Consider the following 25,669-nt stretch of genomic DNA (forward strand, 5'->3'; position numbering starts at 1 on the left):
CCTGGCCCACAATGGATCGGGTGACCGACCGCACCCCCTCTCCGGCCCCCGCCCCCGCCTCGCCACTGCTGGCCCCGCTGCTCTCGCCGGAGGGGCGCGCGCTCCTCGCCGAGCTGCGCGACCACGACCCGGCGCAGGAGCTGACCGTCGCCACCCGGTTGCGCCGCGACCACCCGGCCGAGCTGGTCTCGGCGGTCCTGGCGCAAGCGCGGCTGCGCCAGCGCGCGGTGGCGAAGTTCGGCGCGGAGGACGCGTACCGGATGTACTTCACGCCGAACGGCGTCGAGCAGGCCACCCGCTCCACCGTCGCCGCCTACCGCGCCGCCCGTTTCCGCCGCCTCGCCCCGGAGGCGCGCGTCACCGACCTCTGCTGCGGCATCGGCGGCGACGCGATCGAGCTGGCGCGCGCGGGCTTCGCCGTGGAGGCCGTCGACCTCGACCCGCTGACCTGCGAAATCGCCCGGACCAACCTCCGTACGCTGGCCCCGGACGCGCCACCGGCGACAGTGACCCACGCGGACGTACGCGAGTACGGCCTGGACGGCGCGCACGCCCTCTTCATCGACCCGGCGCGACGCGGCGGCCGGGGCAGGATCTTCGACCCGGAGGCGTACTCACCGCCGCTGTCCTGGGCGGTCGACGCGGTGCGCAGGGTCGGCGCAGGAGCCATCAAGATCGCGCCCGGCATCCCGCACGAGCTGGTCCCCGACGACTTCGAGGCGGAGTGGATCTCCGACGGAGGCGACGTCAAGGAGGCCGTGCTCTGGCACGGCGGACGTCAGGAGCACCGGGCAACCCAAGGGGCCGGAGCGGCTGATGCGGCCGGTACGGCTGATGCGGCCGGACCGCACCGCATCTCCCCCGGGGCCCGCCGCGCCACCCTCCTCCCCTCCGGCGCCACCCTCGTCGGCCGCGGCCTCCCCGACCCGCAGGTCCGTACGGTCGGCCGCTACCTGTACGAGCCGGACGGCGCCGTCATCCGCGCCCATCTCGTCGCCGAGGCGGCCGAGGAGCTGGCCGGCGGACTGATCGACGAGACGATCGCGTACATCACGGCGGACACCCTGCGCCCCACCCCGTACGCCACCGCCTACGAAATCACCGACGAACTGCCCTTCAACCTCAAGAAGCTGAAGGCCCTGCTGCGCGAGCGCGAGGTCGGCATCCTGACCGTGAAGAAGCGCGGCTCCGCAGTGGAGCCGGAGGAACTGCGCCGACGGATGAAACTCAAGGGACGCCACGCGGCGACGGTGTTCCTCACCCGGGTCGCGGGCGCGCCGGCCATGCTGATCGGCGGTCCCGCCGAAACGAGCGAAAGCGGGCATAGCATCCGCGTATGACGACCTTCAATGAGCGGATCATCGCCGAGTTCCGCGCCAACGACGGCATGGTGGGCGGCGACCTGTCGGGCATGCACCTGATCCTGATGCACCACACGGGAAGGACCACCGGCCTGCGGCGGGTCACCCCGGTCGCGTACATCAGGGACGGCGACGATTACGTCGTGTGCGGATCCAACGCGGGCGGCGAGAAGGACCCGGCCTGGGTCGCCAATCTCGCGGCCATGCCAGAGACCACGATCGAGGTGGGCGACCGCATCCTGGAAGTGGCGCCGTCGGTCGTCACGGACCCGGCGGAGCGGGCGAGGCTCTACGCCGAGGTCAAGAGGGCGTATCCGGGCGCGCTCGACGGCTACGAGGAAATGACCTCACGCCCCTTCCCGCTCGTGCGCTTCACCCCGGCCGGCTGAACGCCCGCCCCTGAGAGCCGGCTACGTCAGGTCGGTCAGCTCATCCGCGTAGATCTGGGACAGCGGCTGCGGTCCGACGTACTGCTGGCAGTTGCACTGCCTGCGCTCGTACCGCAGCGGCTTCTTGTTCTCGTCCCACTCCGTCGCCGCCTCCACGTCCTCGTGGCACTTGCCCTTCCGGTCGTGCTTTGCCAGGTGGTGCGAGCAGCCGCACACCGGCTCCGGGGACTTCGGCGGCTTATGGGCCTCTTCCAGGGCCAGCCGCTCTTCCTCGGCCAATTTGAACCGTTCAATTCTTCGCTCGTGGCGGGTCTGGAGCGCCGTACGGCCGGTATCGGTTATCCAGCCGAAGCCGCCGACCATGAAGAAGACGAAAATCAACCAAATCCAGTTCATCCGCCGCCCCTTAACCCTGAAATGGCGCATGCGTTCCCACTTCAGGATAGGGCGGACATGGTGAAAACCGCCTCAGCGGTGCGCGCCGCCGCGCCTGCGGACGGGCACCGCGTTCAGCAACGTGCCTGACCAGAGCTGGTGTCCCACCGCCTGAACCACCCCGAACAGACCGGTCAGCAGGACCGTACCGCCGAACCCGAGTGCGTACACCGTCTCACCGACAGTGACAGCCGCCGGTCGCACGAGGGCCCGTACTGTCGCCACCACCCCGGCCACGCACAGCGCGGCGGACGGCAGCAGCCACAGCACGCAACGGCGCTGGGCGCGCAGCCGGGCGTCCGTCACCGGTACGGGGCCGAGACCGGCCCAGTCCACCAGTTGCCTGCGTATGTCCTGCCCCCGGCCGATCCAGACCCCGGCCACGATCACGGCGGGCACGAGGAGGACCACCCCGAGCCCCAGCGCCACCAGCCCGCTCGCCGTACCGAGGCCCACCGCCTCGAAGCTCTGCACCGCCAGCCCGACGGCCGCCCAGCCGAGCACGGCGGCCAGCCCCGCACCCCAGAGAAGCAGCAGCCGCTCGACCGCCAGCCCGCGCCCGGTCAGCCAGAGCATCGCGGCGGTCCGGTCGGCGAGCAGCGACTCGTCATCGGCCCAGTACGAGAGGTCGTCGTCCGGATCGCCGTACTCCGCGCCTTCGTCACCGTCCGGATCGCCGTACTCCGCGGCTTCGTCACCGTCCTGACCGCCGCGCCCCGCGCCCGCGTCGCCCTCCGCCCCCGCAGGCCACCCGGACCCGCCCGGATCCGCACGCCCAGCCGGATCCCCACGCTCACGCACCGGATCCTCAGACTCCACCGACTCCCCCGGCCCCTCAGAACTGCTGATCATGCGGCCGACAGTAGCGCCGCGAAAACCCGCACCCGCGCTGCGGGTCCGGCGCTATCCTCCTCCGATGCCAAAAGACCCAGCCGCAGAACTGCCCGTCGACACTCGCACCGGCCCGCCCTGCACCGGAGGCGAGCGCGAAATGCTGCGCGCCTACCTCGACTTCCACCGCGCGACGCTCGCGATGAAGACCGACGGCCTCTCCGACGACGAGTTGCGCGACCGCTCGATGCCCCCGTCCACGCTCACGCTGCTGGGCCTGGTCCGGCACATGGCGGAGGTGGAACGGACCTGGTTCCGCCGGGTGATCAACGCCGAGGACATCCCGCTCGCATGGTCCGCCGAAGGCGACTTCCAGGCCGCGTACGACGCGAGCGCGTCGACCGGCACCGAGGCGTTCGACACCTGGCGGTCAGAAGTCGCGCACGCGCGCCGTATCGAAAAGGAAGCGGGGTCACTGGACATGACCGGCCATCAGGCCAGGTGGGGCCAGGACGTCTCGCTCAGGTTCGTGATGCTGCACATGATCCACGAATACGCCCGCCACAACGGCCACGCCGACTTGCTGCGGGAGGGCATCGACGGCGTGGTCGGCGCATGAACGTGCCGGCGGCCGACCGAGGTTCTGACCTCAGACCGGTCCGAGGAGCCGCAGAGGCCCTTCCGGGAGTTCGACCCTGATCTCGTCGCCGGGGCGCACCACTCCGCCCGTCCTGACGACGCTCATGACGCCGGCTTTGCGCACAACGTTCCCGGCCTCGTCACGGCCGGCCACCTGCTTGAGCGGTCCCGGCTGGAAGTTCTCGAGCTGCGCGCACGGGTTGCGCAGGCCCGTGACCTCGACGACCGCCTCGTCACCCATCCGCAGAAGCGTGCCCGCCGGCAGTCCCAGCAGGTCAATGCCCCGGGTGGTGACGTTCTCGCCGAGTTCGCCCGGCGCCACCTTGAGGCCCTCTTCGCCGACCGCGTCGAACAGTTCCTCATGTACGAGGTGGACCTGCCGCAGGTTCGGCTGCGAGGGGTCACGCGCGACGCGCGAACGGTGCTTGACCGTCACACCGGCGTGCGCGTCGCCCTCCACGCCGAGCCCGGCGAGCAGCGTGATGCTGCCGCGATTGGGCTTGCTGAACAGGTGCTCACCATTGCTGCTGACCGCTGTGACCGTCCACTCCTGTACGGCCCCTCATCATCGTCATCCGTAGCGATGAACCCGCCTCAACGAACTTACACAACCACAGTGTTGGCGAACGGTTTTGCGCGGGAGATCGCGAAGGCCGGGACCATGCGTCCTCAACGAGAGCATCGACACTTCGCGTTGCATAGAGTCGAGGCTGACTGCGCAGTACACAAGGGGGAGTTGGCCAATGGCATGGGACGAATGGGAACAGCTCAAGGCGGAGGCGGCCCAGAAGCACTCCGCTCGGATGCAGCTCAATCAGCTGGCTGCGAGCGGCGGCGGAGATGGAGGCGATGGCCCGCAGGGTGATCTTCAGGTCAACCAGCAGGATCTGGCTGCCGTAGGGGACAGCGCGTTCAGGCTGTTCGAGGAGTTGGGCCGGTACGGCCGTGACGCCTGGTCCAGCAGTCAGACGGCCGCCAGAAACCTCACGACGCAGAAGTTCGACTTCGGCAGTGGACTTCATATCGTGCAGGAGCAGTGGGAGAAACAACTGCAATCACTGCTCGACGCCTGCGCGCACATCTCGAACCACATGGACTTCACCGAGAAGGCTCACCAGGGCGACGAACACTTCATCTCTTCCGCTGTCAGTAGTATCGCCACACTGGACAGAGGATTCGATGACGGGGGTAAAAGCTGATGGAATTTGATACGTTGCGATACGCCAACTTCGCGGCGCTGGACGAGACGGTCAAAGATTGGTCATCCGTGATCAAAAGTCTCACCAGGCTGGAGAAGGACGCTCGGGACGATATGAAGAGCAAGGCAGAAAAAGCCAGTTGGGCCGGCGTCAACGCCACCGTCTCACGGCAGTTCATCGACAAAACGGCAGGGGAATTCACCGACGCCGTCTCTCAGGCCACTTCCATTCGCGACATCCTGAAGGACACTCGTGAAAAACTGGCCGATTTCCAGAAGAAACTGAACGCGGCGGTCGGCGAGATGGAGAAGCAGAGCATATACATAACCGACCAGGGCCACGCAATCGCCACCCTCCCGAGCGGTGCGGCAGCTGGCAGTGGGACCTTCCATCAGCCGACGGAGGAAGAGTTGGATTCCGCCCAGCGGCGGGTAGCCGACATCCTCTGGGAGGCTGACGAAGCGGATCGGATCGCCAACAGAGCTCTGCGTGCGCTGGCGAAGGGAGATTACGGATTCTCCGACGGCGGCCCGTCCAGCCTGAAGGAAGCTGACCGCAGGCAAGGCAAGGAAGACGCGGAGTACTGGGCCAAGAAAGCGGCAAAGGGACATGCCGATGAGTGGAGCGACGAGGACCTGCAGCGCTTCAACGATGTCCTGAAGAACCAGCGCGACAACCCCGCCTTCACGGAAACATTCGCCACCCGGATGGGCGCCGACGGAACGCTTCAGTTCTGGCGCGACCTGGCCGACCCCGGGCACGGCCAGACCCCGGAGGGAGACAGGGCCAAGCTCCTGGAAAAAGTTCAGGGCAATCTCAGCATGTCTCTCGCCAATGCCACCCATGGTCACACGCCGGCCATGGAGGCATGGAAGAACGACATCCTCGCGGCGGGTGGCAAGCAGTTCAGCCACGACGGTGTCATGACCAAGCCGTATGGCTTCCAGATCATGAGCAGCCTGATGAGCAAGGGGAAGTTCGATACGGAGTTTCTGAATTCCTACGGCGATAAAATGGTCGAGTTCGAGCGCGACTTCACCGGAAAAGCCCGGAACGTGGACGCGGGCTGGCTCTGGGATCACCCCACCCGTCAGTTGCAGCTCAGCTATCCGCCCGATCCGGATGGCGTGAACGACCCCATGGCCGGATTCATGGAAGCACTCGGCCACAACCCTGAAGCATCAGTGAACTTCTTCAACGCCTCGACCGGCGAAGGCGAAGAGGTCGAACGCAACTGGGACTACTTGTTCGGCAAGGACGAGGAAGCCCGCAAGTGGCCCGCCGACACGGATGCCAAGGAAGACCTCTATGGCAAGGTCGGACACGCACTGGAATCCGCCACCAGCGGCGTTCCGCACGGGAGCGATACCCCTCCGGGGAAACACAGTGCCGACAGCTCTCTGCTGGTGCAGAAGATCGTCAAGACATTCGGCAGCGACCCGAAGCTCATCGAGGAGTTCCCGATGAGCAGCAGCCTCGGCAACATAACCGCCGAGTACATGCGAGATGTCCAGGACGGACTGAACGGGGAGCGTGAGATCCCTACATACGGCAGCAACGCGAACCTCGGGGGCGATCCAGCCGCCCTGAAGAACTTCCTGGCGGGAGTGGGCAAGGACCCCGATGCGTATGGCGCCATCCTGAACTCCCAGCAGGCCGTCACCACTGAACTCATCAATGAAACATACCAAGACAGGGACAAGTTCAAAGAACTCTCAGCCGAGGTGAGCAACAAAGTCGCCCCGGGTATTGAGATTTCCGGAATAATGGCCGAGTCCCGAACCCAATCTGTTTACGACGACAAAATTGCCTCCGACGCAGAATTCAATGAAGGCATCACAAACGCCGACATGTGGGTTGGGCGCGTGATCGATATGGGAATAGGGAAGATTCCCGTGGGCGGCGATGTGGTCAGCACTGTTACGGGAGACATCCGGGAAGCCGTACTCGATCATTACACCCGGGACTCCAGCGAAGAGGCAGCACAAGAAAGGGACGCCTTTCTGGAGCGGCAGCGAAAGAGTTCGGCTGCCGCGGTGTACGACGCGACGTACACCGCAGCAATCGAGGCCGGTATCGATCCTGAGAACGCGGCGAGCAACGCCGATGCGGCTCAGCGGCAGGCCAGCAGTAGCTACAGCCAGGGACGACAGCGGGCGACGGGATAATATCGATGAGCACTTCTGTATCAGCATCCGAAAACAGGCCGAGGCGCAAGTCGTGGACAATCTCCGCAATATTGACCGCGCTCGCCTTGACCGGACTGGTGGTGTGGTACTTCTGGCCGTCAAAGGATCCCGTAGTAGCCATACCTCAGCGCGTGTGCGGGGAGAAGCTGTCCGGGAAAATTGTCTCCGAACTACTGCCGAAGACAGGCAGCGCCTTCAACGAAGACGTCGACAACAAATTCGAACTTCAGGACGGCCGTCCGGCTCCGACATGCATCCTCTGGGCCGGCGACCGAGGCATAACCCTCGTCTACTATAAGATCACAGGCAGCGATTTCGTCCGCGAATGGCGTACGGACTACAAACGGAAAGCCGAACAGTCGGAATTCCGCACGGTAACCGGTGGCAACACGGTCGGTTATTCCGGGTCACACAGTGCCGGAATCATCGCAGACTGCACGACGCCGGAAGACGAGGGAATCGTCGCGGTCAGCGCTGAAGGCCCGGACTTCCCGGACGAGGAGAACGAGAAGGTTCGCAAGAACTTCGCCACTCTGGCTGCCGAGACCCTGCGGGTCGCCGCCCAGGACATCCTGAAGTGCCCCGGCGCCGGCGCCCTGCCCGCCGGGGCGCCTGAGATCGGGTCGTAACCGCCGCGCAGGACAGGAGAGTTGAGCGGCACGGCCGCCAGGCAGTGCGCTTCAGCGGACGCGCTCCCCGGCGGATGCCCAACAGGCGCAGGCGCCGTCGCCGTCCGGCCGTAACCGGCACGTCCGGCCCGGCCTGGTTACTCCTCCGGCGGGAGCGTGAGCGCCCGCACCGCCTTGCGGGCCTCGTCGCGCAGCCAGGTGTGCGCGCGGTCGCCGTCGTAACGCTGGTGCCAGGACAGGTAGATGGGGATCGCGGGCATGTCGAGGGGAAACGGCAGCGTGCGCAGGCTGAGGTCGTTCGGCTCTGGCCTGTTGGTGAGTTCGGGAACCGCGACGACCAGGTCGCTGTGGCGGACGAGTTGGAGCGCGGTGGAGCCGGTCGGCGCCGAGGCGACGACACGGCGGCGCTGGTCGTGGGCTTGCAGCGTGTCGTCGATGGGGTCGCTGAGGCGCCCGCGCCGCGAGACGGTGATGTGCTCGGCCGCCGCGTACCGGTCGAGGGTGAGCGGGACTTCCGTCAGCGGATGACCGGCGCGGACCACGACGATCAGCCTGCCCTCCCCGACCTTCTCGCGGCGGATCTCCGGCAGCGACGGCGCGGCGGAACCGGCTTCGAGGTCGGCCTCGTCGCGCCGCAGGTCCTGGCTGTCCTTGCTCGTCTCGGCCATGAACCGCAGCTGGACCCCGGGGGCCTGCGCGTGGACGGCCGCGAGCAGGGCCGGACCGCACGCGTCCATGAGGGAGTCGTGCCACTTCAGAGTGAATGTGCGCTCCAGGGTCGCCAGGTCGACGTCCTGATCGGGCGCGAGCACCGCATGCGCCTGGTGCACCAGGCTGTGCACCCTTTCGCGGATGGCGACGGCGTGAGGGGTCGGGGTCATCGTCCGGCCGGTGCGGACCAGGATCTGGTCGCCGGTCGCGCGCCGGATGCGTCCCAGGGTCCGGCTCATGGCGGGCGCGGACACATGGAGACGGTCGGCCGCGGCGGCCACGCTGCCCTCTTCCAGCAGCGCGTCGAGTGCGGTCAGCAGGTTCAAATCCAATTGCATGCAGGTAATTCTATTCATAACAAGACTGCATTTGTCGATAACTATGACCGGCCCTACCTTCGAATGAAGGCGGCCCAACTCCGCCAAGCACCGATTCCGAGGAGGGCTCCATGTCCGACAACCAGCCGGCCGGCACCACACGGCCCGCCTCCGTCGAGGACGATGCCCTGCTCTCCCAGGTCACGGCCTGCGTCTTCGCGGCCGGCACGTACCTGCGCGAGCGGTTCTCGCCCGACGCCCGCCTGTGGGACCTCAGGGAGATCGCCACCGCGGCCCACGCCAACGACGAAACCGTCCTCAGCGTCCTGAAGGCGCCACTGCTCGCGGCCCGCCCGGGTTCCGGATGGGTGGAGGACGAGTTGGAGAGCGGGGTCCTGCCGACCGGTGAGTGGTGGGTCGTCGACCCCGTCGAGGGCAACATCAACCACGTCCACGGCCTGACCGAGTGGGCGGTGACCGCCACGCTGGTGCGTGACAACACCCCGGTGCTGACCGTCGTCCACCTCCCGCTGACCGGTGACACCTACACCGCGCTGGCCGGCCGCGGCGCGCACCTCAACGGCAAGCCGCTGCGCCCGTCGGCGAAGACGGAGCTGAACGCGGCCATGGTGGGCACCGGCCAGGCCAAGCCCGGCGAGGGCCAAGCGACTTACCAGCGCATCGGCGCGTCCGTCACCGCCATGCTGAGCAGCGCGCTTCTCCTCCGTGTCTCCGTGCCGGCCACCTTGCAGCTCGCCCATGTCGCCGCCGGGCGGATGGACGCCTTCTGGCAGTTCTCCGACGTCCGCTCGGGCCTGCTTGCCGGCGCGCTGCTCGTCATGGAGTCCGGCGGCGCCGTGACCGACACCCATGGCAGGCCGTGGACCCTCGCGAGCCGCGACTTCCTCGCCGCCGCGCCCGGTATCCACGCAGAAACCGTGCACGTTTTGTCCACACTGTACTGAGCCGCACCAACCCCTCCGGGAGCACACCATGAAGATCGCCGTACTCGGTTCCACCGGCCAGACCGGCCGCCTGCTCGTCACCCAGGCCCTCGCCCGCGGCCACGAGGTCATCGCCCTGGCCCGCACCCCTGCCCGGCTCTCCGACCTCGCGACCGGCGCGCTGCGCGTGGTACGCGCGGACACCAACGAGCCGTCCACCGTCCTGGCCGCCCTCGAAGGCGCCGATGTCGTCGTCAGCGGCCTGGGCATCACGAAGAAGCAGGACCCGAGCGTCCTGGTCGACGGGGCGCGCCTGCTGGCCTCGGCGGCCCCCCGCGTGGTCTGGCTCAGCTCGCTGGGACTGGGCGCGACCGAGGGCGCTCTCGGCAAGGTGAACGGTGCCCTGCTCAAGCGCGTCCTGCGCCACGAGTGGGACGCGAAAGGCGTTGCCGGCCGGGCGGTCAACAGCGCCGGAGGAACCGTCGTGTACGCGGGTCCTCTGACCAACAAGCCCTATGAGGGCGGCGGACGCCTGGTCAGCGCCGGCACGTTCAAGCCGAGGATGATGCCGCCCATGGCCCCCCGGGCCGGTGTCGCCACCCTCATGCTCAACGAAGCGGAAGACGCCCGCTTCGCCGGCGAGGACGTCATCACGCTGTTCGGCCACCGGTAGGCCACGCCCGCGGGCCGTCGAAGGCAGTCAACCCCGAAATCGAAGGCAATCAACCCCGAAGCCGATCAACCGCGCTCTTCATAACGGAAGTCGTAGTAGTCGGGGCCGCCCACCAGGACCGAGGTGACGTGCCTCGGGAAGCCGTCGGCGTCCTCCTCGGCCTCCTGCGAGGTCTGCCGCGTGAAGCCCAGCGACACACCGGGTATCACCGGGTATTCAGGATCCGACGTATCGACGGTCCAGCCCCGCGCTGCGGCGGACCGGAAGAGATCTTCGGCGGGGGTGGTGAACACCTCGTCTCCCTCGATCAGGACACGCGTGCTGGAGGTACGGCACTCACCGGGCCACCACAACTCGATCGCGGTGACGTGCGTGCCACCCTCGACCAGGGCCTGCACGTCGACGTGGTCGAGGTCCCAGCACGCCTTCGCCGGGCCAGGCTCCCGCCACACGCGGGGCGCGCCCCAGCCGTCGGGCACGGCGGCGACCGCCTCGTCGAGCGTCATGCCCAGCATGATCGGCGCGACTCCGCGCGGCGGGTCGAGTACCAGATCCATCGCCCATCCCTCGTTCCTTCAGTACGTGGTCAGTTCCGGACCGGCTGCCCGCCCCACCGGGCGAACAACCCGGCGGCCCGGGAGAACCCGCCGGTACGCGGGCCTCCCAGACCCCTGTCCACCGCGACCCGCACGCGAACTACCTCGGCGGGGAAACCGCCTCCCGCTGCTTCAGCTCCGACACCACGCGGTCGCGCAGCAGCTCGTACTCCTCACGGAGACGGCGCAGCTCGCCGACCGGCGGACGGGGTATGACGTCGCCTCCCGTGACGATCTCTTCCGGCCCGAACTGCTCGCGCGTGAGGTCGATCTCCACCCCCATACCCAGGCGGTTCCACCAGTGGAAGTCGGTCTGCTCGCCGTTGACCCGGACTTCGCCGCGGATCAGCTCGCCGCCCAGCAGGTCGTTGACCACCATGGCGGTGACGCCGCACTGGTCCCGGGCCGGGTTGTCGGTACTCCAGCGCGACCGGTACTCCGGCGTGCACGTGTCGGCACCCCAGCTGCTGCGGATGGCGCGTTCGATGTCAGTCAGAAGTAAAGGTGTCATGACGCACATGCTCGCAGCGGCCACTGACAATCGGGCGCGGAGCCGGAGCGCGGTGCACTCGTTCCGGCCCCGCACGACGGGGGCCAATATCCGCCGTATCGTCGGATATATCCCGCTGTCCCGATTCGGAGGAATGGATCATGTCCACGATCATCACCAAAGACGGCACCAGCATCTTCTACAAGGAGTGGGGCAGCGGACGGCCCGTCGTGTTCAGTCACGGCTGGCCCCTGAACGGTGACGCCTGGGACACCCAGCTCAAGCTGGTCGCCGACCACGGCTACCGGGGCATCGCCCACGACCGTCGCGGCCACGGCCGTTCCAGCCAGCCGGGGCACGGCAACGAGATGAACACCTACGCCGACGACCTCGCCCAGCTCTTCGAGGAACTCGGCCTGCGCGACGCGATACTCGTCGGCCACTCGACAGGCGGCGGCGAAGTCGCCCGCTACATCGGCCGCTACGGCACCGACCGGCTCTCCAAGGCCGTCCTGCTCGCCTCCGTCCCGCCGCTGATGCTCAAGACGGACGCCAACCCGGAAGGGTTGCCTATCGACGCCTTCGACGCCATCCGCACCGGTGTCGCGACCGACCGCTCGCAGTACTACAAGGACCTGAGCGAGAGTTTCTACGGAGCCAACCGCTCCGGCTCCGCTGTCTCGCAAGGCATCCACGACTCGTTCTGGATGTGGAGCATGCAGGTCGGCCTCGTGGGCGCGTACGACTGCATCGAGGCGTTCTCCGAGACCGACTTCACCGAAGACCTCAAGCTCTTCGACATCCCCACGCTCGTCGCCCAGGGCGACGACGACCAGATCGTGCCCATCGTGGCCGCGAGCCAGAAGTCGGCGCGGATCATCAAGGACTCCACCCTCAAGGTCTACCCCGGCGCGCCGCACGGCCTGGCCCAACTCCCCGCCTATCAGGACACGTTCAACGCGGACCTGATGGCCTTCATCGAGAGCTGACGGACCCGACGGCGCTGACGAACGCCTGCCAGGCGGTCGGCGAGAACACAACGGCGGGGCGCGTGCGGCCTTTGGTGTCGCGGACGGCCTGACGGCCGGAGCGCAGCACACCGCGCTCAACACAACCGTTGTTGTTGCCGCTGCACGTGCTCTTGTGCCAGAGCGCTCCATCGAACGCGTCAGAGGTCATGACACAGAACATAGGCCCCGACTCCACGAGGAGTTGGGGCCCAATTCGGCCGAACTTGGCGACTCAGACAGACAGCTCGCCGGACCGCACAGCGGCGACGAACACCTGCCAGGACGCCGGCTCGAACACTGCCACGCCACGCGCACGATCCTTGGTGTCACGGACAGCCTGACGGCCGGAGCACAGCATGCCGCGCTCAACGCAGGCGTTGTTGTTCCCGCTGTAGGTGCTCTTGTGCCAAAACGCACCGACGAACTCTTCGGAGGTCATCCACTGTCCTTGATGAGATCACGAATGTACTTCTGAGACGCGGACGGCGAGAGGGCTGCGGCTGTGAGCTCGTCCCACACTTGGCCGTATTCCTGAACGTCACTCCGCTGCTCCAACAAAGTACCACCGGTCAAGTGCTCCAACCAGGCGACATCAATCGACGGTTCGCCCCGGAGCGAGAGGAGCATGAACGGCACGTACTGCGCGGCCGGGAGTGACGCGTCGAGCGGCAGAATCTGGAGGTTGACGCTGCTCAACTTGCCCATCTCCAGCAAATGTTCAAGTTGCTCTCGCACCTGTTCCGGCGTCCCACTGATGCGGTGCAGTGTCGTCACATCGATGATCGTGCGCAGCCTGAAGTCCAGATGCGCCTCAAGGAGTTCCTTCCGCTTCATGCGCGTCTCGACGAGCGGGCCGACCTTCTCTGGAGGAGAACCGGCGCTGAAGATCTGCCGCATGGTCGCCTCGGTCTGGAGCAACCCAGGGATCACCGCCGGGTTGTACTCACGGACCAACTCGGAGTCGGCCTCCAGGGTCAGGTAGTCCCGAAGCTCGTCATAGAGCAAGGGTCCCTGGCTACTCCACCAGTCAACCTTGTGGATGTCCTTCGCCAGTCGCCGGATGCTCGCGATGTACCCGGCGTCATCAATCGCGTAGAACTCCATCAGCACCGTCAGGTCGAGCGGCCTGATGCCGCGCTTGCCGTTCTCGATCTGCGAGATCTTCGGCTGACCGCACTGCAGCTTGTCGGCGATGTCCTGGACTCGGAACCCCCGTTCGACTCGTAGACGCTTCAACTCGTTGCCGAGTCGCTTGCTCCGCATGGTGGGCATGTTGTCTTGAGGCATGACCACATGATGGGGCGGCAGTTCCAGTGTTCACAGGGTTCATGCGTCAGATTCACCCCTAGAGATGAATTCAACACGGAATAACTTGCCAGGACAACCTTTCACCCTCCACCATCATCTCGCAACGCAGCGCACCGCCAAGGTGACTCGCTGCGATCAACCGTGTTGCCCGCGAGGGCGGCAGTGGAGGAGCCATGGTGTGCGTGGCCGGTACTGGAAGAGAACTGCGGCTCAGCCTCACCGTGCAGCCCGATGAACTGGGCCTCATCCGCCGTGACATGGTCAAACGGCTTGAGGACTGGGGATTCGCGCCGGTCTCGGAGATCGCTGTTCTCGTTGTCGTGGAGCTGCTGACCAACGTCTACAAGCACGCCGGGGGTCAGTGCGACCTGCTGGTCGTGCCGGTGGAACCGCATCTCCTCATCACCGTCAGCGACCGGCTGATAGACGTACCGACCAAGCGCCCGTACTCCAGGACCGCCGAAGAAGGCCGGGGGCTGATTCTCATCAATGAGCTGACCGAGCACTGGGAGACCGTGCTCACCGCTTCCGGCAAGGACGTCAGGTGTGTGATCCGCATGCCTGCCGCACACACCGGGGAGGGCCGATCATGAGGATCGAAGAGACCATCGAAGAGAGCGTCGTCGTCAAGGAGTTGAACTCCTACTTACTGCACTTCCCGGACGAGACACCGGCGTTGATGCCGCTCTTCGACACGCTCCTCGACCACGCCCGCCAAGGGGACTGCCTGCACGATGGCTTGTGTCCGATCGTCAAGGCCGGTGCGGTACTCGTCAACGAGGGCGGACGGGCGCTCGCGTTGAAGCGGGCCGGCAGTTGGGTCTTCGCCGAGGGGGATCCGAGTGTGGCAGACCACTCGCTCAGCAGGACCGCCGTACGCATACTGGCGGAGGCTGCGGGGGCCTGCGACGTGTGGACGATTCCCGGGGCCGAGCATCCTCTCCTGATCGACATCTCGCCCGCCGACCCCGAGGACGGACGACGGACGCGGTACGGCTTCCGGTATCTCTTCCGGGCCCACTCCGGCGTCCTCTTCCCCGCCGAAGCGCCGACGCCGAGCCGCACCCGCTGGGTCCCGCTCGAAGAGATCGGCCACCCGCTCCTCAGGGCCCGCCTGCGCGCCACTCTGACGGATGCACCATGAGCCCGGTGGCGCAGCAAGTCGCCTACGTATGCGCGGTGTTGACGATCGGCTCGGCACTGGCCGTCGCAGTTCTACGGGGCTGACGACCCCGTCGCCGCCGGGTCAGGGCCGGCCGAGCCAGAAGGCGGCAACAGATGGCTGGTCGATTCCGGCGATCGAGCCGTCGTGGGGCAGGAACTCGGTCGGAGCGATGTATCCGCCGCCCCGTTCGAGGCCGATGCGCAGTCAGCTCAGCCGGTGTCCGGCGGCAACGTACCGGCGCACGTCATCGGTGTGGGGGTGGTGCCGTTCCGGTTCGGGGTACACGGCTCAACAGATCTGCCGAAGGTCCCGGTTGCCCACCAGGAGGTAACGCGGGCCGGGCCAAGGCTGCGGCACAGCCGGCGGCGGCCTCGGGGACGCGCGGCGTGCGGCAGGCGATCGAAATCGTCGGCGTGAAGGCCGGTGCGCCGCTGGGCGGTGAAGTCCTGCGTGGTGGCGACCCGGTTGGCGGGAGCGACCGCGCATCCCAGGAGCTTGGACGGCCAGTGGCCGTTGAGCGGATCGAGGACGGCGGCGACGTCGAGGCGCCCCGTCAGATCACCTGCGTCGAGGCTCGGCAGCGGCCGGTGTACCGAGGCCGCGGAGCTGGGAGAGGTCGTTGCCTCGAAGGTCCAGGCAGCGGTACTTCCCACCGTCGAAAGTGACGCTCGTGCCGGGGATCGTGCGGGTATCCACAACAACCTCTCAGCGCGGCGACTCGGCGCGGCCGGTGCCGGCCCCCCGAAGGCGTCGGCACCGGCACGGCTACTTTTTCTCGTTCCAGTTGTCCCAGCTCGGTCGGTTGTCAAAGAGAGCAGGACTCTTTGCCCAATGATCCCGTGCAGGGCGATTGCCCCGTGTGGTTTGGTTGCTCCAGGTGGGATGGTTGCCCCATGTCGCTTCAACGTCCAGCGGGGTTGGGACATCGTGCGGGGCAGTAGGCGCATGTGCTCACCCCGGCCGCCCCTCTGCCGAGGCCGGCAGTGTTCCGCGAGGGCACCGGCCAGGAAGCCGAGGGCTTGACGGGCCGGCCGACCCGCGATCCCGGCGGACCGCAGGATCGCCAGGACCTCGCTGGTATAGACGATCGATGACACCGAGGTCAGCGTGAGCCCCAGCCGCCGTCGTACCCCTGGTTGTGCAGCAGGGTCCGCGCTGCCTCGCCCGCTTTCGTCTCGAATGCGCCGAGCCCCACATGCGCGCTCTTCATACTTCGCCCCGCCGCCGACGACCGAGGTCTCCGGTCGGTCCGTACCCAACGCGCCTGCCAGGGAGGCGCAATCATCCCGGATCCACTTGGTGCGAAGAGGGCGGGGTCGCGGATTCTTGAACGGATCCGGTGCGGATCCCTCCCGCCGGACAGGGAAGCACCAACGTGTCGAACCGCTGTGCCCGCTGCGGCGCATCACCGGCTCGGTCTGCGGGGGACCTCCCACTGGGCAAGGTCTTCGACGAACTCGCTGTATGAACGATTGGATCCGTTGGGCGAGGCAAGCAGCCCCGCAGCCAGAGCCTTGGAAACGATCTCGGGCCCGTCGCTCTCCCTGAAACGAGGACCGGCGAGCTCAGCCTCCAGGTCTTCCTTGGGAGTCAGCCGCCTACCCGTGTCACGGCCCTGCCATTGCGCCGGGATCCTCCATGACGACCTGTAGAGCGGGAAGGCGTCAGGGAGGAGCAGGAGCCATCCCTCCGACTCCGCAGCCGCGAGAGCATAGACGGACGAGGTTGATTCACTCGCCTTGGCAAGCGCCGCGGAGACCGCACGGCGCGCTGTGTCGTAAGCGAGGCTGGGGCAGGCGTCCATGTCTTCGTGGACGGTAATGCCCACGAACTGTCCCGCCTTCAGTTTCGCCTTGCCGCGCCTTCCTCACCAACGTCGCAGCAGTCATGGCCAGTTCAGCCCCCGACCGCCACCTCCGGCTCCGCGTCAGCCTGCTCGGCAACCTCCGGCCTGACAACGTACACCTACAACACGGCCAACGAGATCACCGGCATGAACGGCAACACCACCGGCTGGTCCTACGACAAGAACGGCAACGAACTCTCCGCCGCCGGCCAACTCCCGCGCACCGGCGAAACGTACAACGACTTCAACCAGCTCACCGCGATCACCACCGGCGGCACCACGAGCCACTACACCTACGCGGGCACCGACAGCTCCAACCGCCTCACCGCCGACGCAACCCGCATCGACCAGGGCCCCGCCGGCATCTCCAGCACGACCACCGACGGGCAAAACACGGGATTCGTACGGGATCCAGCGGGAACCCTGATCGGTATGACAAGCGGCGCCAACCCGTACTACTACGTCACCAACAACCAGGGCGCCCCGTCCGTCCTCGTCGACAACACCGGCGTAGAGCAAAACCGCTGGGACTACGGCCCCACCGGCAACGCCCGCCCAGAAACCACCACCCCCGTCGCCGAACCCTTCGGCTACGCCGGCGCCTACCTCGACATCACCGGGCTGTACAAAATGGGTGCTCGGTACTACGACCAGACCACCGGCCGCTTCACCCAACCCGATCCCAGCGGCAAGGAACAGAATCTCTACCTCTACGCTGCGGGTGACCCGATCAATCGGGTCGATCCCACTGGACTTTTCAGTTGGTCCGGCGCGCTTGACATAGGCAGCAACATTTTCGGTGTCGTTTCGGGGTGCATCGGTGGAATTGGCGCAGCGGCCACCTCCGGAGCGATCGAAGCTGCGAGCGTTTTCGGTCCCGTAGGCACGGGTGTGGCGGTCGGCACCAGCTGCTTGGTCGGAGGAGTTGCTGGTTACTACGGGGCGGATATCATCACCTACCAGTAACGGACTGAATTGAGGAACGTCCGGCGAGCCAGTATCGCCATGGATCGCCGGACGTACAGCTGAGGATCAGGAAAGGCTTGAATCAATGCTGAAGCTTAAAGTTGCAATCGCGGTGGCATACCTTGTCGGCGCCGCCGCAATCTTCCTGAGTGTTTCTGGACGTGGCGGTCACCAACCGATAATTCCACTTGTCCTGGGCATCGGGGCAATTCTCGGTGCCATTACCCTGACTGTGCTTATGATCCGCGGTCCTCGGAATTCATCGCCAAGCTGAGAGCGTTGAGCGCGAAACGGCAAAGGCCGCCACCCCGGCAAACGGGGGGAGCCTCCGTCAGTGGCCGGACTCCGGCGGTTTGAGTCCCTGATGACCGAAGGGTGCGCCAAGTGAGACGAACCTTCGTAGTGGTGGGCGCACCAGTGGCCGTCTATTGCGGGCTGCTCCTGTTCATGATGGCTGTCAATAATGCCACAAGAGGGCAGACCCTCGCGATATTTCCCATGGTGATCGGATTGCTCATAGTCTTGGCGGAGTCTGCTTCATCATTGCCAGGAAAGGGAAAACTTTTTCAGCTGGAGCAAGTTCAGTATCTTCAGGTTGCTTGTAGTGCGGTCACGACGTAAGGACTGACTGCCGCTCTCAGAGTGCGGTTCGCGCGGTGATGCCCGATTCGCGGTGAGGTCTGGGTGAGGTGTCCTGCTCGGTGGGGTGGTCTGGTCCTCAGGGGCGGGGCTGGGTGAACAGGCCGGGCTCGGGTTCGGTGAGGATGCCACGGTCTACCAGGCGTTTCAGCTTGGCTCGGATGCCCTCGGTGTTCTTCGGCAGGATCGGCAGGTCGAGGGCGTCGCAGATGTCGCGGGCCCGCATCGGACCGCCGGTGTCGGCGAGGACCGTGAGGATCTGCTGGTAGGCGGGGTGTTCCGGCACCTCGGCGCGGGGTGGATCGTCGACCGGTGCGGGTGCGGGTGCGGGTGCGGGTGCGGGTCTGGGGAGGCCAAGGAGGGTTTTGTGGGTGATCTGCAGATTCTCGCTCTCGGTCTCGAACTCGCGTAGGTGGGAAGTGAGTTCGGCGATCTGGTTCCGGATTCGTCCGGCCTGCTCGGCGACTTCGCTTATCCGGACCTCGATGTAGGCCAGTACGGCTTCGACCTGGAGAATCTCACTCACGCGCTCCTCCAGCAGGCGAGGGCGATGCCGGTGAGACGGCGGGCCATGACCGACGTCATCGCCCAGAACACCCGCGAGCGGGAGGTGGCGAGCCGGTGTTCGTAGTCACGCACGAGACGGCGGTAGAACATCAGGATCCCGTTCGTCTGATCCACGATCCACCGCTTGCCCTGCGGAACGAAGCCCTTCTCGGCCGGATTGCGTTCGACGATCTCGACATCTATGCCGAGAGTCCCGCCGTGGTCGACGACGCTCTTCTTGAATCCCTGGTCGACCAGGGCCTTGCGCACCGTGTCGGTCTGCGCGGCCACTCCGTTGAGCAGGGCGATGCCGGCGGCGTTGTCGTGCGCGGACGCGGGCAGGGCGACGGCCTCGACGACGCCCAATACGTCCACGGCCAGGCATCTTTTCCTGCCCGGCACCCTTTTTCGAGGCGTCCTTGCCGGTCGTGTCGGCCGGGACGCCGACGACGGCGTGGATGCTCTGGGTGTCCAGGACCACCAGCGTCGGGTCGGCTCATCGCTTCCGGCTCGCGCGCAGCTGCCAGCGCAGGAGGTCGTGCACGCTCTGATCGGTGCCGTCGTCACGCCAGGCGGCGAAGTAGTAGAACGTCGCGCTCTTCGGCGGCAGATCATGCGGCAGGTATCCCCACTGACAGCCGGTGCGGTTCTGATAGAGGATCGTGTTGACGATCTCCCGCATCGCGTATCTGCCCTGATGGCCGGTGGCCGAGGGGTGCTCGGCCTTCCAGGCACTGATAACGGGCTCGATCAACTGCCACTGCTCGTCGGCGAGATCACTCGGGTACGGCTTGCGACCACTCATCCCGCCACCCAAGCGAATCCCGAACGCCCGACCGGCAGAGATGCCACAACGCCACCCCATCGAGCGACACCAAACCCGGCATTACAGTGCGAACCGCACTCTGAGAACCACAGTTCTCCAAGAGGCTGATCCCCTGTCTCCGCCACGATCTCCTCGATCTCCACGGCGGTCAGGGCGGGAATAATGGAAGCACCCCCTTCGTCGCGGTCGCAGACGATGAGCTCCTGCGGCTCCAGTCGATCGACAAGCGCGGATGAGTGGGGTCGCCACGATGAACTGCGTTCGCTGAGACGCCTCGCGCAACCGTTCCACGATCAACTCAAGGGCCTGCGGGTGCAAGCCATGATCGATCTCTTCCACACAGGTCAGGGCCGGCGGGTGCGGATCGTAGAGCATGGCCAGCAGCCCCAGGAGGCGAACTGTGCCGAACGAGGCATCCGCCAGCGGGGTGGGCCGGCGCAGTCCTCGTTCGTGAAGAACCACCGCGAGTCTGTCGGTATAGCCTCCGACCTGCTCGAACTCGATGGCTTCCAGCTGAGGCAGAACACGTCGCGCATCTCTCATCAAGAGATCCCAACGCTGTTCATCTGTGCTGAGGTGAATCAGAAAAGCGGCCAGATTCTCGGCGTGAGGCTCCAGGCGGCCGGAACGTAGGGAACGGGTACGCGTGGGCTGCCGCGCAGCTGTCACATCCACATCGAAAACCCGGAAGGACGAAAGCCGGTCGGCGACTCGCGCGACTTCCTCACCTCCGTCCGAACGCCCCAGCCGGGGCAGCGTAGACAACCCGCTACTCAGCCGTTGAATACCAAAACTGCCCCCATCGGACTCGCGCCCCGCCTTTGCGTCAACGACGCGGGCTTCGCCGCCCGAGATCGTGATGCGCCTGCCCCCTGGCTTGCGTGCGCTTGAACGCGAAGCTCTCTTGACGCGAAAGAGTTTAGGAGCCACGGCTGTTCGGCGTGGACCGTCTGCGAATGGTCAGCGAGTACTCGTCCGGCGCTTTGGCACTGGCATGAGTCGTCCAGTCTGCCTTGAGGTGAATCACCATCGAGGTCGGAGGTTTGTCGCCTCCCCAGAATCCCACTTCATCGAATCCGCCACGCTCATCCAGCGCGGGCTGTAGGTCAGTTCGAATGATCGCGGCAAGAAGTCGAACACTTTGAGGACATTCGATTTGCCCACACCGTTCGGGCCGACAAGAACAGTGAGCGGCCCGAGTGGGATGGTCACGTCACGAAGGCTGCGGAAGTTCTCGACATGGAGTTCCCGAAGGCGGCCGGGCATGGGGTGAACCTATCGGCTGGCGGATCGCAGGGAAGGCATGCGGCCCGGGAAGGCCACCATGCCGTCAGCGTAGACGCTCGGACGGACGGTCGTCAGCTCTCTTCAGTCTGCCCGCACAACACGGGAAGCCGGCACCGCCATCGGTTCAACTCCGTGAGCCGAATGGGTCCGTGAGTCCCTTGAGCTGAAACGCCCACGGTGTGGTGAATTCCTTCTCGGGGAAAGCCGGTTCTGGTTCGATCGCGGTTCGCTTCGTGACCACCTTTCGGGAGAACGCATGCGCACCACGATCGTCGCGGCCGGTTTGGCCGTGGCAGCCATCCTGTCCGGTTCCGGCATCGCCGATGCGGCAGCCCCGGGGCCCGTCTATACCTGCCAGACCGTTCTGGTCGACTCGATCAACCGCGTCGCCGGAGAGAACTGCACCGGCACGCCTGCCGATTACCAGGGTGAGGGGAGCATCAAGGACACGGACGGCGGCAGCGTCTGGCGGTGCGCGCTCCTCGGCACCGGCAAGGACGAGGCACATCCGGGCAAGTTGATCGTCGTCGGGGTCTTCGGCTGCGAACAGTCAGGTGGCGGAGCCGTGTTGTAGCGCTGTCCGCGTTGTAGCGCTGTCCGCCGGGACGCGACCAGAGGCGGCCGGGGCGGCGTGCGCTCGTGGGCGCGCCGTCCCGGCCGGGTGGTCGGCCGGGACGGTCAGCAGGTGCTCGGGGCCGTCTTGCCGGCGAAGCGGTCCGCGAGCCAGGGGACGCCCTCGGCGCTGGTACCCGCTGCGGCGGCGATGTGCGTGGGGAGGTAGTTGCTGGAGAACTTCACCGTCGCGCCCAAGCGGCACCAGTCGGCGGCCAGTTCCTTGCCGACCCGGTGCGGGATGACGTCGTCCAGGACGCTGTGGGAGAGCAGGACCGGCACCGCGGGCCTGCGCTTGCCGAGCCGCTGCTCGGCCATGATCGTGTCCCACGGGGCATGCTTGAGGCGTTCGGTCAGCGGGCGTCCGTCCACGGTCAGTGAGCGGGACCGCAGGAACGGATACGCGCCGATGGCCTGCGTCGTGCACTGGTTGTCCCGCAGGTCGGCGGTCACACGCTTCCCCCGGGCGTTCAGGTACGGGTCGGTGTCGATGCGGTATCCGGCGGCGAGACCGGAGAAGGCGTAGTTGAAGAACGCCGAGTAGGCGGAGCCGTCGAGGCTCTCGGCCACGGTGTCCAGATCTGCCGGAGGGGCGCCGACGACCGCGCCTGTGATCTTCAGTTCGGGCGCGTACGTCCGGGCCAGCTCGGCCGCGGACGCCGCCGCGCCACCGCCCTGGGAGTAGCCGTAGATCGCGACCGGACCGGCGTCCGGGAGATCCGCCGAATCCAGGCGCTGGGCCGCTCGGACGGAGTCCAGGACGGCGCGGCCCTGCGCCTCGCGGTTCATGTACGTGTGGACGCCTGGCGTTCCCAGGCCCTGGTAGTCGGTGACCACGACGGCGTAGCCCTGATCGAGCAGCTTCTTGATGGGCAGCGCCTCGTACTCGGTGCCCTCGGCCAGCTGGCGGGAGGGCGCGCACTTGTCCGCAAGTCCCTGCGTGCCGGGGGCGAAGGCGATGATCGGCCGGGGGCCGTACTGGACCGTCCTGGGGGTGAGCACGGTGCCGGTGACCGCGATGGGCTTCCCGGCGCGGTCGGTCGAGCGGTACATGATCCGGGTGACGCTCGCTCTGGACTTGACCGCCTTGAGGGGATCCAGGAAGAAGACGGCCGGCTCCGAGCGGAGCACGTCACCGTTGTTGGCGGGCAGGTCCTTCGGCGCTTCGTAGAAGTACGGCCGGTCGGCGGCGGCTGCCGCGCCCGCAGGCAGGGCGAGGGGAAGAACCGCGGAGGTCGCGGCGATCAGTGTTGTTACGGCACGCCTGCTGAGAGCACGACGACGCAGCACGGGGGCTCCTCGGTCACGGGAAAAGGAAGATCCACTGCGTATCCGAAAGGCGGCGGCCGACTGGGGAGATCCGGCGGAGTGTCCTGTGTGTGACCCGAATGAGGGACGGCCGGAACGAGAGGCAGCCGGAACGAGCGGGACGGTCCGGCCAAGGGACGCTCCGGCCAAGGGGCTGGGTCGCTTCAGGGCCGGCGCTCCCCCGGTCGTGCGCCGGATTCGCCCCGTCGCCCGGCCCGTCGCTCGGGCGGTGACACGCAGGCGCGCGACCGCCCCGGCCGCATTTCCGCCTCCGCGGCGCGGAAAACACGGCGGCCAGAATCGATTGCGTTTGAGTAATCCTTGCCATGCTTAACATGCAGTTGAAGTTAACGACAACGCTCTATACCTTCGATATCAGAGCGCAAGACGGAACGAACCGCTTGGCTCCACCGGCCTCATCCGCCTTCCCCTCCGCCTCCTCACCCCCTTCTCGCACGGGAGTACCGCCATGTCCGGAACGCCTCAGACCACTGACGTCGCCATCTCCGACGCCGACCTGCTCGAACAGACCGCGAACGCCGTGCGTGAGGCGGGTTCGGTACTGCGCGAGCGCTTCGGTGAGATCGTCCGCTACCAGACCCGCGAAGAGCTGGTGCAGGCGCTCGACGCCAACGACGACGTCTCCCTCGCCATCCTGCGCCCCACCCTCACGCGTCTGCGCCCGGAGGCCGGCTGGGTGGAGGACGAGCTGGCCGGCGGAGAGCTCCCGGCCGGCGAATGGTGGGTCGTGGACCCTGCCGAAGGCAACGTCAACCACCTGCGCACCATCCCGGACTGGGCAGTGACCGCCACCCTCGTGCGCGAGAACAAGCCGGTGCTCACCGCGGTCCACGTGCCGTTGACCGGCGAGACCTACACCGCGCTCGCCGGTGGGGGCGCCTACCTCGACGGCCGGCCGCTGCGGGTCTCACAGCTCACGGACCTCGGCCTGAGCATCGTGGCCACCAGCCAGGCCCGGCCGGACGAGGACGAGACGGTCATGCGACGCGTCGGCTCCTCGATCACCGCGATGCTCCTCGGCGCGCTCTCCATCCGCACCTCCGTGCCCGCGACCCTGCACCTGGCGAATGTGGCCGCCGGCCGGCTCGAAGGCTTCTGGCAGTTCTCCGGCGGCCGCGCGGACATGTTCCCCGGCTCGCTGCTCGTCACCGAGGCCGGCGGACAGATCTCCGACGTGGATGGCAACCCCTGGACCACGCGCAGCGAGAGCTTCCTGGCCACCGCGCCCGGCATCCACGCCGAGGCCGTCGCCACGCTCTCCCTCTGACCGCACACCACATCCCGCACGTACGAAAGGACCACATCATCATGACCACGATCGCAGTACTCGGAAACGGCCGCGTCGGCGGCAACCTGGCCAAAGCCCTCACCGGGGCAGGGCATGAGGTGACCGTGGCGGACCGCGCGCCGGGCGCCGTCGCCAACGCCGCCCGGACCGCACAGATCGTCATCAACGCCACTCCGGGCGCCGGCTCGCTGGACCTGCTCGTCGCTCACCGCGAGGAGCTGCACGGCAAGATCCTCGTCGACGTCTCCAACGCCACCTTCGACGGACCGGACGGACTGCCCGCCGACCTGATCTACCCCGGCTCAAGCCTCGCCGAGCAACTTCAGCAAGCGCTTCCCGAGACGCACGTCGTCAAGACCCTCAACACCATGCTCTTTCCGGTGATGACCGCGCCCGCCACGCTCAGCCAGGCGCCGGACGTCTTCCTCTCCGGCGAGGACGCGCAGGCCAAGCAGACCGTCCGCGAACTGCTCGTCGACCTCGGCTGGCACGAGGAATGGATCGTTGATCTCGGCGGGATCCAGACCGCCCGTGCCACGGAGGCCGCGATCCTGTTCGTGCCGCACGTCATCCGGGCCAGCGGATTCGCACCCTTCTCGATCTCGATCGCCCGCTGATCCGCACCGCCCGTACCCACGGCGGCCGTCGGCACCCGCCTCACACTCACCAATCGGTGGCGGCCCAGGACGTGAGGCGGAGGTGCCGGCCGTCGCCACGCCAGTGGGAGACGGAGGCGTTCGGCACCGGCGGGACGTCGTCCGGGACGGTGGCGCCGATGCCGGTGATGATGTGGCCCAGGGCGACGACGACGGCGTCGTGGGCGATCAGCAGCACGCGCTGTCCGGGCGCGGAGCGGTCGAGCTGCGCGAGCAGGTCCCTCACCCGCAGCACGACATCCGCGAGCGCTTCGCCGCCCGGCGGCCGGTAGGCCCAGTCGCCGAGGCGGGCGCGGCGTTCGGCCTCCTGGGGTGCGCGGCGCTGGACGGCGGCGGGCGGGTGGAGTTCGAAGACGCCCATCTCGCGGTCGCGCAGCCGCTCGTCCACCAGCGCCCGGGGTGAGGTACGGCCCAGTCCCCCGGCCGTACGCTCCATCACCGTCCAGGTCTGGCGGGCGCGTCGGTACGGCGAGCAGACGACAAGGTCCGGGGCCTCGTCCAGCGCGGCCAGCCAGCGGCCGAGCGCCGTGGCCTGGCGCAGACCCAGGTCCGACAGGGCGACGTCGGCATCGGTGCCGTCCACCGGCAGGCCGGTCGCACCGGTACGGGCGGCCTCGGCGAATGCGAGGTTCGCGACGCTCTGGCCGTGGCGTACCGCCGTGACCGCGCCGAGGGTGAAGGGCGCGGCGAGGGCGGGCTGTTCATCCGGCCGCTCGGCGGGATCGTCCGGCTGTCCGGCGGAACGGTTCATATGCCTGCGCCGTCCTTGTCCTCTGTGTCCTCGTCCT

The 25,669-nt window shown here is 67.0% G+C and carries 28 protein-coding genes and 2 pseudogenes; 15 read left to right on the forward strand and 15 right to left on the reverse strand.

Features of this window, described 5'->3' with window-relative positions:
* Nucleotides 1-11 precede the first annotated feature (11 nt).
* The gene (locus tag ACIP6N_RS08680) at nt 12-1,340 is read left to right on the forward strand and encodes an SAM-dependent methyltransferase (RefSeq protein ID WP_401813976.1); all 1,329 of its coding nucleotides are present in this window, start codon (nt 12-14) and stop codon (nt 1,338-1,340) included.
* The gene (locus ACIP6N_RS08685) at nt 1,337-1,750 is read left to right on the forward strand and encodes a nitroreductase/quinone reductase family protein (RefSeq protein ID WP_401813977.1); all 414 of its coding nucleotides are present in this window, start codon (nt 1,337-1,339) and stop codon (nt 1,748-1,750) included. The genes ACIP6N_RS08680 and ACIP6N_RS08685 overlap by 4 nt, the downstream gene beginning before the upstream one ends.
* A 21-nt stretch (nt 1,751-1,771) precedes the next feature.
* On the opposite strand, the gene ACIP6N_RS08690 is transcribed toward ACIP6N_RS08685, so the two are convergent.
* Together ACIP6N_RS08690 and ACIP6N_RS08695 are read right to left on the reverse strand one after the other, a co-directional pair.
* A complete protein-coding gene (locus ACIP6N_RS08690; protein WP_401813978.1) occupies nt 1,772-2,146 on the reverse strand; it encodes a hypothetical protein in 375 nt (124 codons plus the stop codon).
* Nucleotides 2,147-2,218: 72 nt separating this feature from the next.
* Entirely contained in the window at nt 2,219-3,037 is an 819-nt protein-coding gene (locus tag ACIP6N_RS08695; protein ID WP_401813980.1) for a hypothetical protein, read from the reverse strand.
* 64 nt (nt 3,038-3,101) lie between these two features.
* Here ACIP6N_RS08695 and ACIP6N_RS08700 point away from each other — a divergent pair, with 64 nt between their 5' ends.
* Entirely contained in the window at nt 3,102-3,635 is a 534-nt protein-coding gene (locus ACIP6N_RS08700) for a DinB family protein (RefSeq protein WP_401813982.1), read from the forward strand.
* Nucleotides 3,636-3,665: 30 nt separating this feature from the next.
* Here ACIP6N_RS08700 and ACIP6N_RS08705 read toward each other — a convergent pair whose 3' ends face one another.
* Entirely contained in the window at nt 3,666-4,166 is a 501-nt protein-coding gene (locus ACIP6N_RS08705) for an MOSC domain-containing protein (protein ID WP_401814409.1), read from the reverse strand.
* 232 nt (nt 4,167-4,398) lie between these two features.
* Here ACIP6N_RS08705 and ACIP6N_RS08710 point away from each other — a divergent pair, with 232 nt between their 5' ends.
* From ACIP6N_RS08710 to ACIP6N_RS08720, 3 genes are all read left to right on the forward strand, one after another.
* Nucleotides 4,399-4,854 carry a hypothetical protein gene (locus ACIP6N_RS08710; RefSeq protein WP_401813984.1) on the forward strand — a complete coding sequence of 152 codons (456 nt, stop codon included), beginning with the start codon at nt 4,399-4,401 and terminating at the stop codon, nt 4,852-4,854.
* Nucleotides 4,854-7,022, forward strand: a complete 2,169-nt coding sequence (locus tag ACIP6N_RS08715; protein WP_401813986.1) for a hypothetical protein — start codon at nt 4,854-4,856, stop codon at nt 7,020-7,022. Before ACIP6N_RS08710 ends, ACIP6N_RS08715 begins: the two co-directional genes overlap by 1 nt.
* A 71-nt stretch (nt 7,023-7,093) precedes the next feature.
* Nucleotides 7,094-7,672 (forward strand): hypothetical protein, encoded by a 579-nt coding sequence (locus tag ACIP6N_RS08720; protein ID WP_401813987.1) that lies wholly within the window; start codon nt 7,094-7,096, stop codon nt 7,670-7,672.
* Between the two features lie 137 nt (nt 7,673-7,809).
* Here the strand turns inward: ACIP6N_RS08720 and ACIP6N_RS08725 are convergent, their stop codons facing one another.
* Nucleotides 7,810-8,721, reverse strand: coding sequence for a LysR family transcriptional regulator (locus ACIP6N_RS08725; protein WP_401813989.1), 912 nt, complete (start codon nt 8,719-8,721; stop codon nt 7,810-7,812).
* Nucleotides 8,722-8,831: 110 nt separating this feature from the next.
* On the opposite strand from ACIP6N_RS08725, the gene ACIP6N_RS08730 reads away from it, so the two are divergent.
* Together ACIP6N_RS08730 and ACIP6N_RS08735 are read left to right on the forward strand one after the other, a co-directional pair.
* Nucleotides 8,832-9,665: an inositol monophosphatase family protein gene (locus ACIP6N_RS08730; protein ID WP_401813990.1), complete on the forward strand. Its 834-nt coding sequence runs from the start codon at nt 8,832-8,834 to the stop codon at nt 9,663-9,665.
* Between the two features lie 28 nt (nt 9,666-9,693).
* Nucleotides 9,694-10,317, forward strand: coding sequence for an NAD(P)-dependent oxidoreductase (locus ACIP6N_RS08735; protein ID WP_401813991.1), 624 nt, complete (start codon nt 9,694-9,696; stop codon nt 10,315-10,317).
* A 65-nt stretch (nt 10,318-10,382) separates the two neighbouring features.
* Here the strand turns inward: ACIP6N_RS08735 and ACIP6N_RS08740 are convergent, their stop codons facing one another.
* Nucleotides 10,383-10,874 carry a hypothetical protein gene (locus tag ACIP6N_RS08740; RefSeq protein ID WP_401813993.1) on the reverse strand — a complete coding sequence of 164 codons (492 nt, stop codon included), beginning with the start codon at nt 10,872-10,874 and terminating at the stop codon, nt 10,383-10,385.
* Nucleotides 10,875-11,013: 139 nt separating this feature from the next.
* Nucleotides 11,014-11,424 carry a hypothetical protein gene (locus ACIP6N_RS08745; RefSeq protein ID WP_401813995.1) on the reverse strand — a complete coding sequence of 137 codons (411 nt, stop codon included), beginning with the start codon at nt 11,422-11,424 and terminating at the stop codon, nt 11,014-11,016.
* 140 nt (nt 11,425-11,564) lie between these two features.
* Here ACIP6N_RS08745 and ACIP6N_RS08750 point away from each other — a divergent pair, with 140 nt between their 5' ends.
* Entirely contained in the window at nt 11,565-12,392 is an 828-nt protein-coding gene (locus tag ACIP6N_RS08750) for an alpha/beta fold hydrolase (RefSeq protein ID WP_401813996.1), read from the forward strand.
* Here the strand turns inward: ACIP6N_RS08750 and ACIP6N_RS08755 are convergent.
* The 3 genes from ACIP6N_RS08755 to ACIP6N_RS08765 all read right to left on the reverse strand — a co-directional run bounded on the left by ACIP6N_RS08755 (nt 12,379) and on the right by ACIP6N_RS08765 (nt 13,700).
* Nucleotides 12,379-12,582 (reverse strand): DUF397 domain-containing protein, encoded by a 204-nt coding sequence (locus ACIP6N_RS08755; RefSeq protein ID WP_401813998.1) that lies wholly within the window; start codon nt 12,580-12,582, stop codon nt 12,379-12,381. The two genes, ACIP6N_RS08750 and ACIP6N_RS08755, sit on opposite strands and share 14 nt — an antisense overlap.
* 63 nt (nt 12,583-12,645) lie before the next feature.
* Nucleotides 12,646-12,852 carry a DUF397 domain-containing protein gene (locus tag ACIP6N_RS08760; protein ID WP_401813999.1) on the reverse strand — a complete coding sequence of 69 codons (207 nt, stop codon included), beginning with the start codon at nt 12,850-12,852 and terminating at the stop codon, nt 12,646-12,648.
* On the reverse strand, nt 12,849-13,700 hold the full coding sequence (locus ACIP6N_RS08765) for a helix-turn-helix domain-containing protein (RefSeq protein WP_401814000.1): 852 nt from the start codon (nt 13,698-13,700) through the stop codon (nt 12,849-12,851). The genes ACIP6N_RS08760 and ACIP6N_RS08765 overlap by 4 nt, the downstream gene beginning before the upstream one ends.
* A gap of 203 nt (nt 13,701-13,903) precedes the next feature.
* Between ACIP6N_RS08765 and ACIP6N_RS08770 the strand changes: the two genes are divergently transcribed.
* The gene (locus ACIP6N_RS08770) at nt 13,904-14,314 is read left to right on the forward strand and encodes an ATP-binding protein (RefSeq protein WP_401814001.1); all 411 of its coding nucleotides are present in this window, start codon (nt 13,904-13,906) and stop codon (nt 14,312-14,314) included.
* Nucleotides 14,311-14,865 carry an NUDIX domain-containing protein gene (locus ACIP6N_RS08775; protein WP_401814003.1) on the forward strand — a complete coding sequence of 185 codons (555 nt, stop codon included), beginning with the start codon at nt 14,311-14,313 and terminating at the stop codon, nt 14,863-14,865. Before ACIP6N_RS08770 ends, ACIP6N_RS08775 begins: the two co-directional genes overlap by 4 nt.
* Nucleotides 14,866-15,095: 230 nt before the next feature.
* Here ACIP6N_RS08775 and ACIP6N_RS08780 read toward each other — a convergent pair whose 3' ends face one another.
* Nucleotides 15,096-15,539: a hypothetical protein gene (locus tag ACIP6N_RS08780; protein ID WP_401814004.1), complete on the reverse strand. Its 444-nt coding sequence runs from the start codon at nt 15,537-15,539 to the stop codon at nt 15,096-15,098.
* Nucleotides 15,540-16,696: 1,157 nt separating this feature from the next.
* Here ACIP6N_RS08780 and ACIP6N_RS08785 point away from each other — a divergent pair.
* Entirely contained in the window at nt 16,697-17,698 is a 1,002-nt protein-coding gene (locus tag ACIP6N_RS08785) for an RHS repeat-associated core domain-containing protein (protein WP_401814005.1), read from the forward strand.
* Between the two features lie 718 nt (nt 17,699-18,416).
* Here the strand turns inward: ACIP6N_RS08785 and ACIP6N_RS08790 are convergent.
* The 3 genes and pseudogenes from ACIP6N_RS08790 to ACIP6N_RS08800 all read right to left on the reverse strand — a co-directional run.
* On the reverse strand, nt 18,417-18,863 hold the full coding sequence (locus ACIP6N_RS08790; protein ID WP_401814006.1) for a hypothetical protein: 447 nt from the start codon (nt 18,861-18,863) through the stop codon (nt 18,417-18,419).
* A pseudogene (locus tag ACIP6N_RS08795) lies at nt 18,860-19,688 on the reverse strand (IS5 family transposase). Before ACIP6N_RS08795 ends, ACIP6N_RS08790 begins: the two are co-directional and overlap by 4 nt.
* A gap of 101 nt (nt 19,689-19,789) precedes the next feature.
* A pseudogene (locus ACIP6N_RS08800) lies at nt 19,790-20,975 on the reverse strand (AAA family ATPase); the annotation flags it as partial.
* Nucleotides 20,976-21,252: 277 nt separating this feature from the next.
* Here ACIP6N_RS08800 and ACIP6N_RS08805 point away from each other — a divergent pair.
* Nucleotides 21,253-21,570, forward strand: coding sequence for a hypothetical protein (locus ACIP6N_RS08805; RefSeq protein ID WP_401814008.1), 318 nt, complete (start codon nt 21,253-21,255; stop codon nt 21,568-21,570).
* 104 nt (nt 21,571-21,674) lie between these two features.
* On the opposite strand, the gene ACIP6N_RS08810 is transcribed toward ACIP6N_RS08805, so the two are convergent.
* Nucleotides 21,675-22,898 carry a lipase family protein gene (locus tag ACIP6N_RS08810; RefSeq protein WP_401814009.1) on the reverse strand — a complete coding sequence of 408 codons (1,224 nt, stop codon included), beginning with the start codon at nt 22,896-22,898 and terminating at the stop codon, nt 21,675-21,677.
* Between the two features lie 487 nt (nt 22,899-23,385).
* Here ACIP6N_RS08810 and ACIP6N_RS08815 point away from each other — a divergent pair, with 487 nt between their 5' ends.
* Nucleotides 23,386-24,204 (forward strand): inositol monophosphatase family protein, encoded by an 819-nt coding sequence (locus tag ACIP6N_RS08815; RefSeq protein WP_401814010.1) that lies wholly within the window; start codon nt 23,386-23,388, stop codon nt 24,202-24,204.
* A gap of 41 nt (nt 24,205-24,245) precedes the next feature.
* Nucleotides 24,246-24,842 carry an NADPH-dependent F420 reductase gene (locus ACIP6N_RS08820; RefSeq protein WP_401814011.1) on the forward strand — a complete coding sequence of 199 codons (597 nt, stop codon included), beginning with the start codon at nt 24,246-24,248 and terminating at the stop codon, nt 24,840-24,842.
* A gap of 46 nt (nt 24,843-24,888) precedes the next feature.
* Here ACIP6N_RS08820 and ACIP6N_RS08825 read toward each other — a convergent pair whose 3' ends face one another.
* Nucleotides 24,889-25,632 carry a histidine phosphatase family protein gene (locus ACIP6N_RS08825; RefSeq protein ID WP_401814012.1) on the reverse strand — a complete coding sequence of 248 codons (744 nt, stop codon included), beginning with the start codon at nt 25,630-25,632 and terminating at the stop codon, nt 24,889-24,891.
* Between the last annotated feature and the right edge of the window lie 37 nt (nt 25,633-25,669).

The organism is Streptomyces sp. NPDC088725, assembly GCF_044751305.1.
Taxonomy (GTDB): domain Bacteria; phylum Actinomycetota; class Actinomycetes; order Streptomycetales; family Streptomycetaceae; genus Streptomyces.

What these genes read in the sequence shown, in the direction of transcription:
- ACIP6N_RS08680 (WP_401813976.1), top strand. Translation starts at nt 12, where the DNA reads ATGGATCGGGTGACCGACCGCACCCCCTCTCCGGCCCCCGCCCCCGCC.
- ACIP6N_RS08685 (WP_401813977.1), top strand. Translation starts at nt 1,337, where the DNA reads ATGACGACCTTCAATGAGCGGATCATCGCCGAGTTCCGCGCCAACGAC.
- ACIP6N_RS08690 (WP_401813978.1), bottom strand. Translation starts at nt 2,146, where the DNA reads ATGAACTGGATTTGGTTGATTTTCGTCTTCTTCATGGTCGGCGGCTTC.
- ACIP6N_RS08695 (WP_401813980.1), bottom strand. Translation starts at nt 3,037, where the DNA reads ATGATCAGCAGTTCTGAGGGGCCGGGGGAGTCGGTGGAGTCTGAGGAT.
- ACIP6N_RS08700 (WP_401813982.1), top strand. Translation starts at nt 3,102, where the DNA reads ATGCCAAAAGACCCAGCCGCAGAACTGCCCGTCGACACTCGCACCGGC.
- ACIP6N_RS08710 (WP_401813984.1), top strand. Translation starts at nt 4,399, where the DNA reads ATGGCATGGGACGAATGGGAACAGCTCAAGGCGGAGGCGGCCCAGAAG.
- ACIP6N_RS08715 (WP_401813986.1), top strand. Translation starts at nt 4,854, where the DNA reads ATGGAATTTGATACGTTGCGATACGCCAACTTCGCGGCGCTGGACGAG.
- ACIP6N_RS08725 (WP_401813989.1), bottom strand. Translation starts at nt 8,721, where the DNA reads ATGCAATTGGATTTGAACCTGCTGACCGCACTCGACGCGCTGCTGGAA.
- ACIP6N_RS08730 (WP_401813990.1), top strand. Translation starts at nt 8,832, where the DNA reads ATGTCCGACAACCAGCCGGCCGGCACCACACGGCCCGCCTCCGTCGAG.
- ACIP6N_RS08735 (WP_401813991.1), top strand. Translation starts at nt 9,694, where the DNA reads ATGAAGATCGCCGTACTCGGTTCCACCGGCCAGACCGGCCGCCTGCTC.
- ACIP6N_RS08740 (WP_401813993.1), bottom strand. Translation starts at nt 10,874, where the DNA reads ATGGATCTGGTACTCGACCCGCCGCGCGGAGTCGCGCCGATCATGCTG.
- ACIP6N_RS08745 (WP_401813995.1), bottom strand. Translation starts at nt 11,424, where the DNA reads ATGACACCTTTACTTCTGACTGACATCGAACGCGCCATCCGCAGCAGC.
- ACIP6N_RS08750 (WP_401813996.1), top strand. Translation starts at nt 11,565, where the DNA reads ATGTCCACGATCATCACCAAAGACGGCACCAGCATCTTCTACAAGGAG.
- ACIP6N_RS08755 (WP_401813998.1), bottom strand. Translation starts at nt 12,582, where the DNA reads ATGACCTCTGACGCGTTCGATGGAGCGCTCTGGCACAAGAGCACGTGC.
- ACIP6N_RS08760 (WP_401813999.1), bottom strand. Translation starts at nt 12,852, where the DNA reads ATGACCTCCGAAGAGTTCGTCGGTGCGTTTTGGCACAAGAGCACCTAC.
- ACIP6N_RS08765 (WP_401814000.1), bottom strand. Translation starts at nt 13,700, where the DNA reads ATGCCTCAAGACAACATGCCCACCATGCGGAGCAAGCGACTCGGCAAC.
- ACIP6N_RS08775 (WP_401814003.1), top strand. Translation starts at nt 14,311, where the DNA reads ATGAGGATCGAAGAGACCATCGAAGAGAGCGTCGTCGTCAAGGAGTTG.
- ACIP6N_RS08805 (WP_401814008.1), top strand. Translation starts at nt 21,253, where the DNA reads ATGCGCACCACGATCGTCGCGGCCGGTTTGGCCGTGGCAGCCATCCTG.
- ACIP6N_RS08815 (WP_401814010.1), top strand. Translation starts at nt 23,386, where the DNA reads ATGTCCGGAACGCCTCAGACCACTGACGTCGCCATCTCCGACGCCGAC.
- ACIP6N_RS08820 (WP_401814011.1), top strand. Translation starts at nt 24,246, where the DNA reads ATGACCACGATCGCAGTACTCGGAAACGGCCGCGTCGGCGGCAACCTG.
- ACIP6N_RS08825 (WP_401814012.1), bottom strand. Translation starts at nt 25,632, where the DNA reads ATGAACCGTTCCGCCGGACAGCCGGACGATCCCGCCGAGCGGCCGGAT.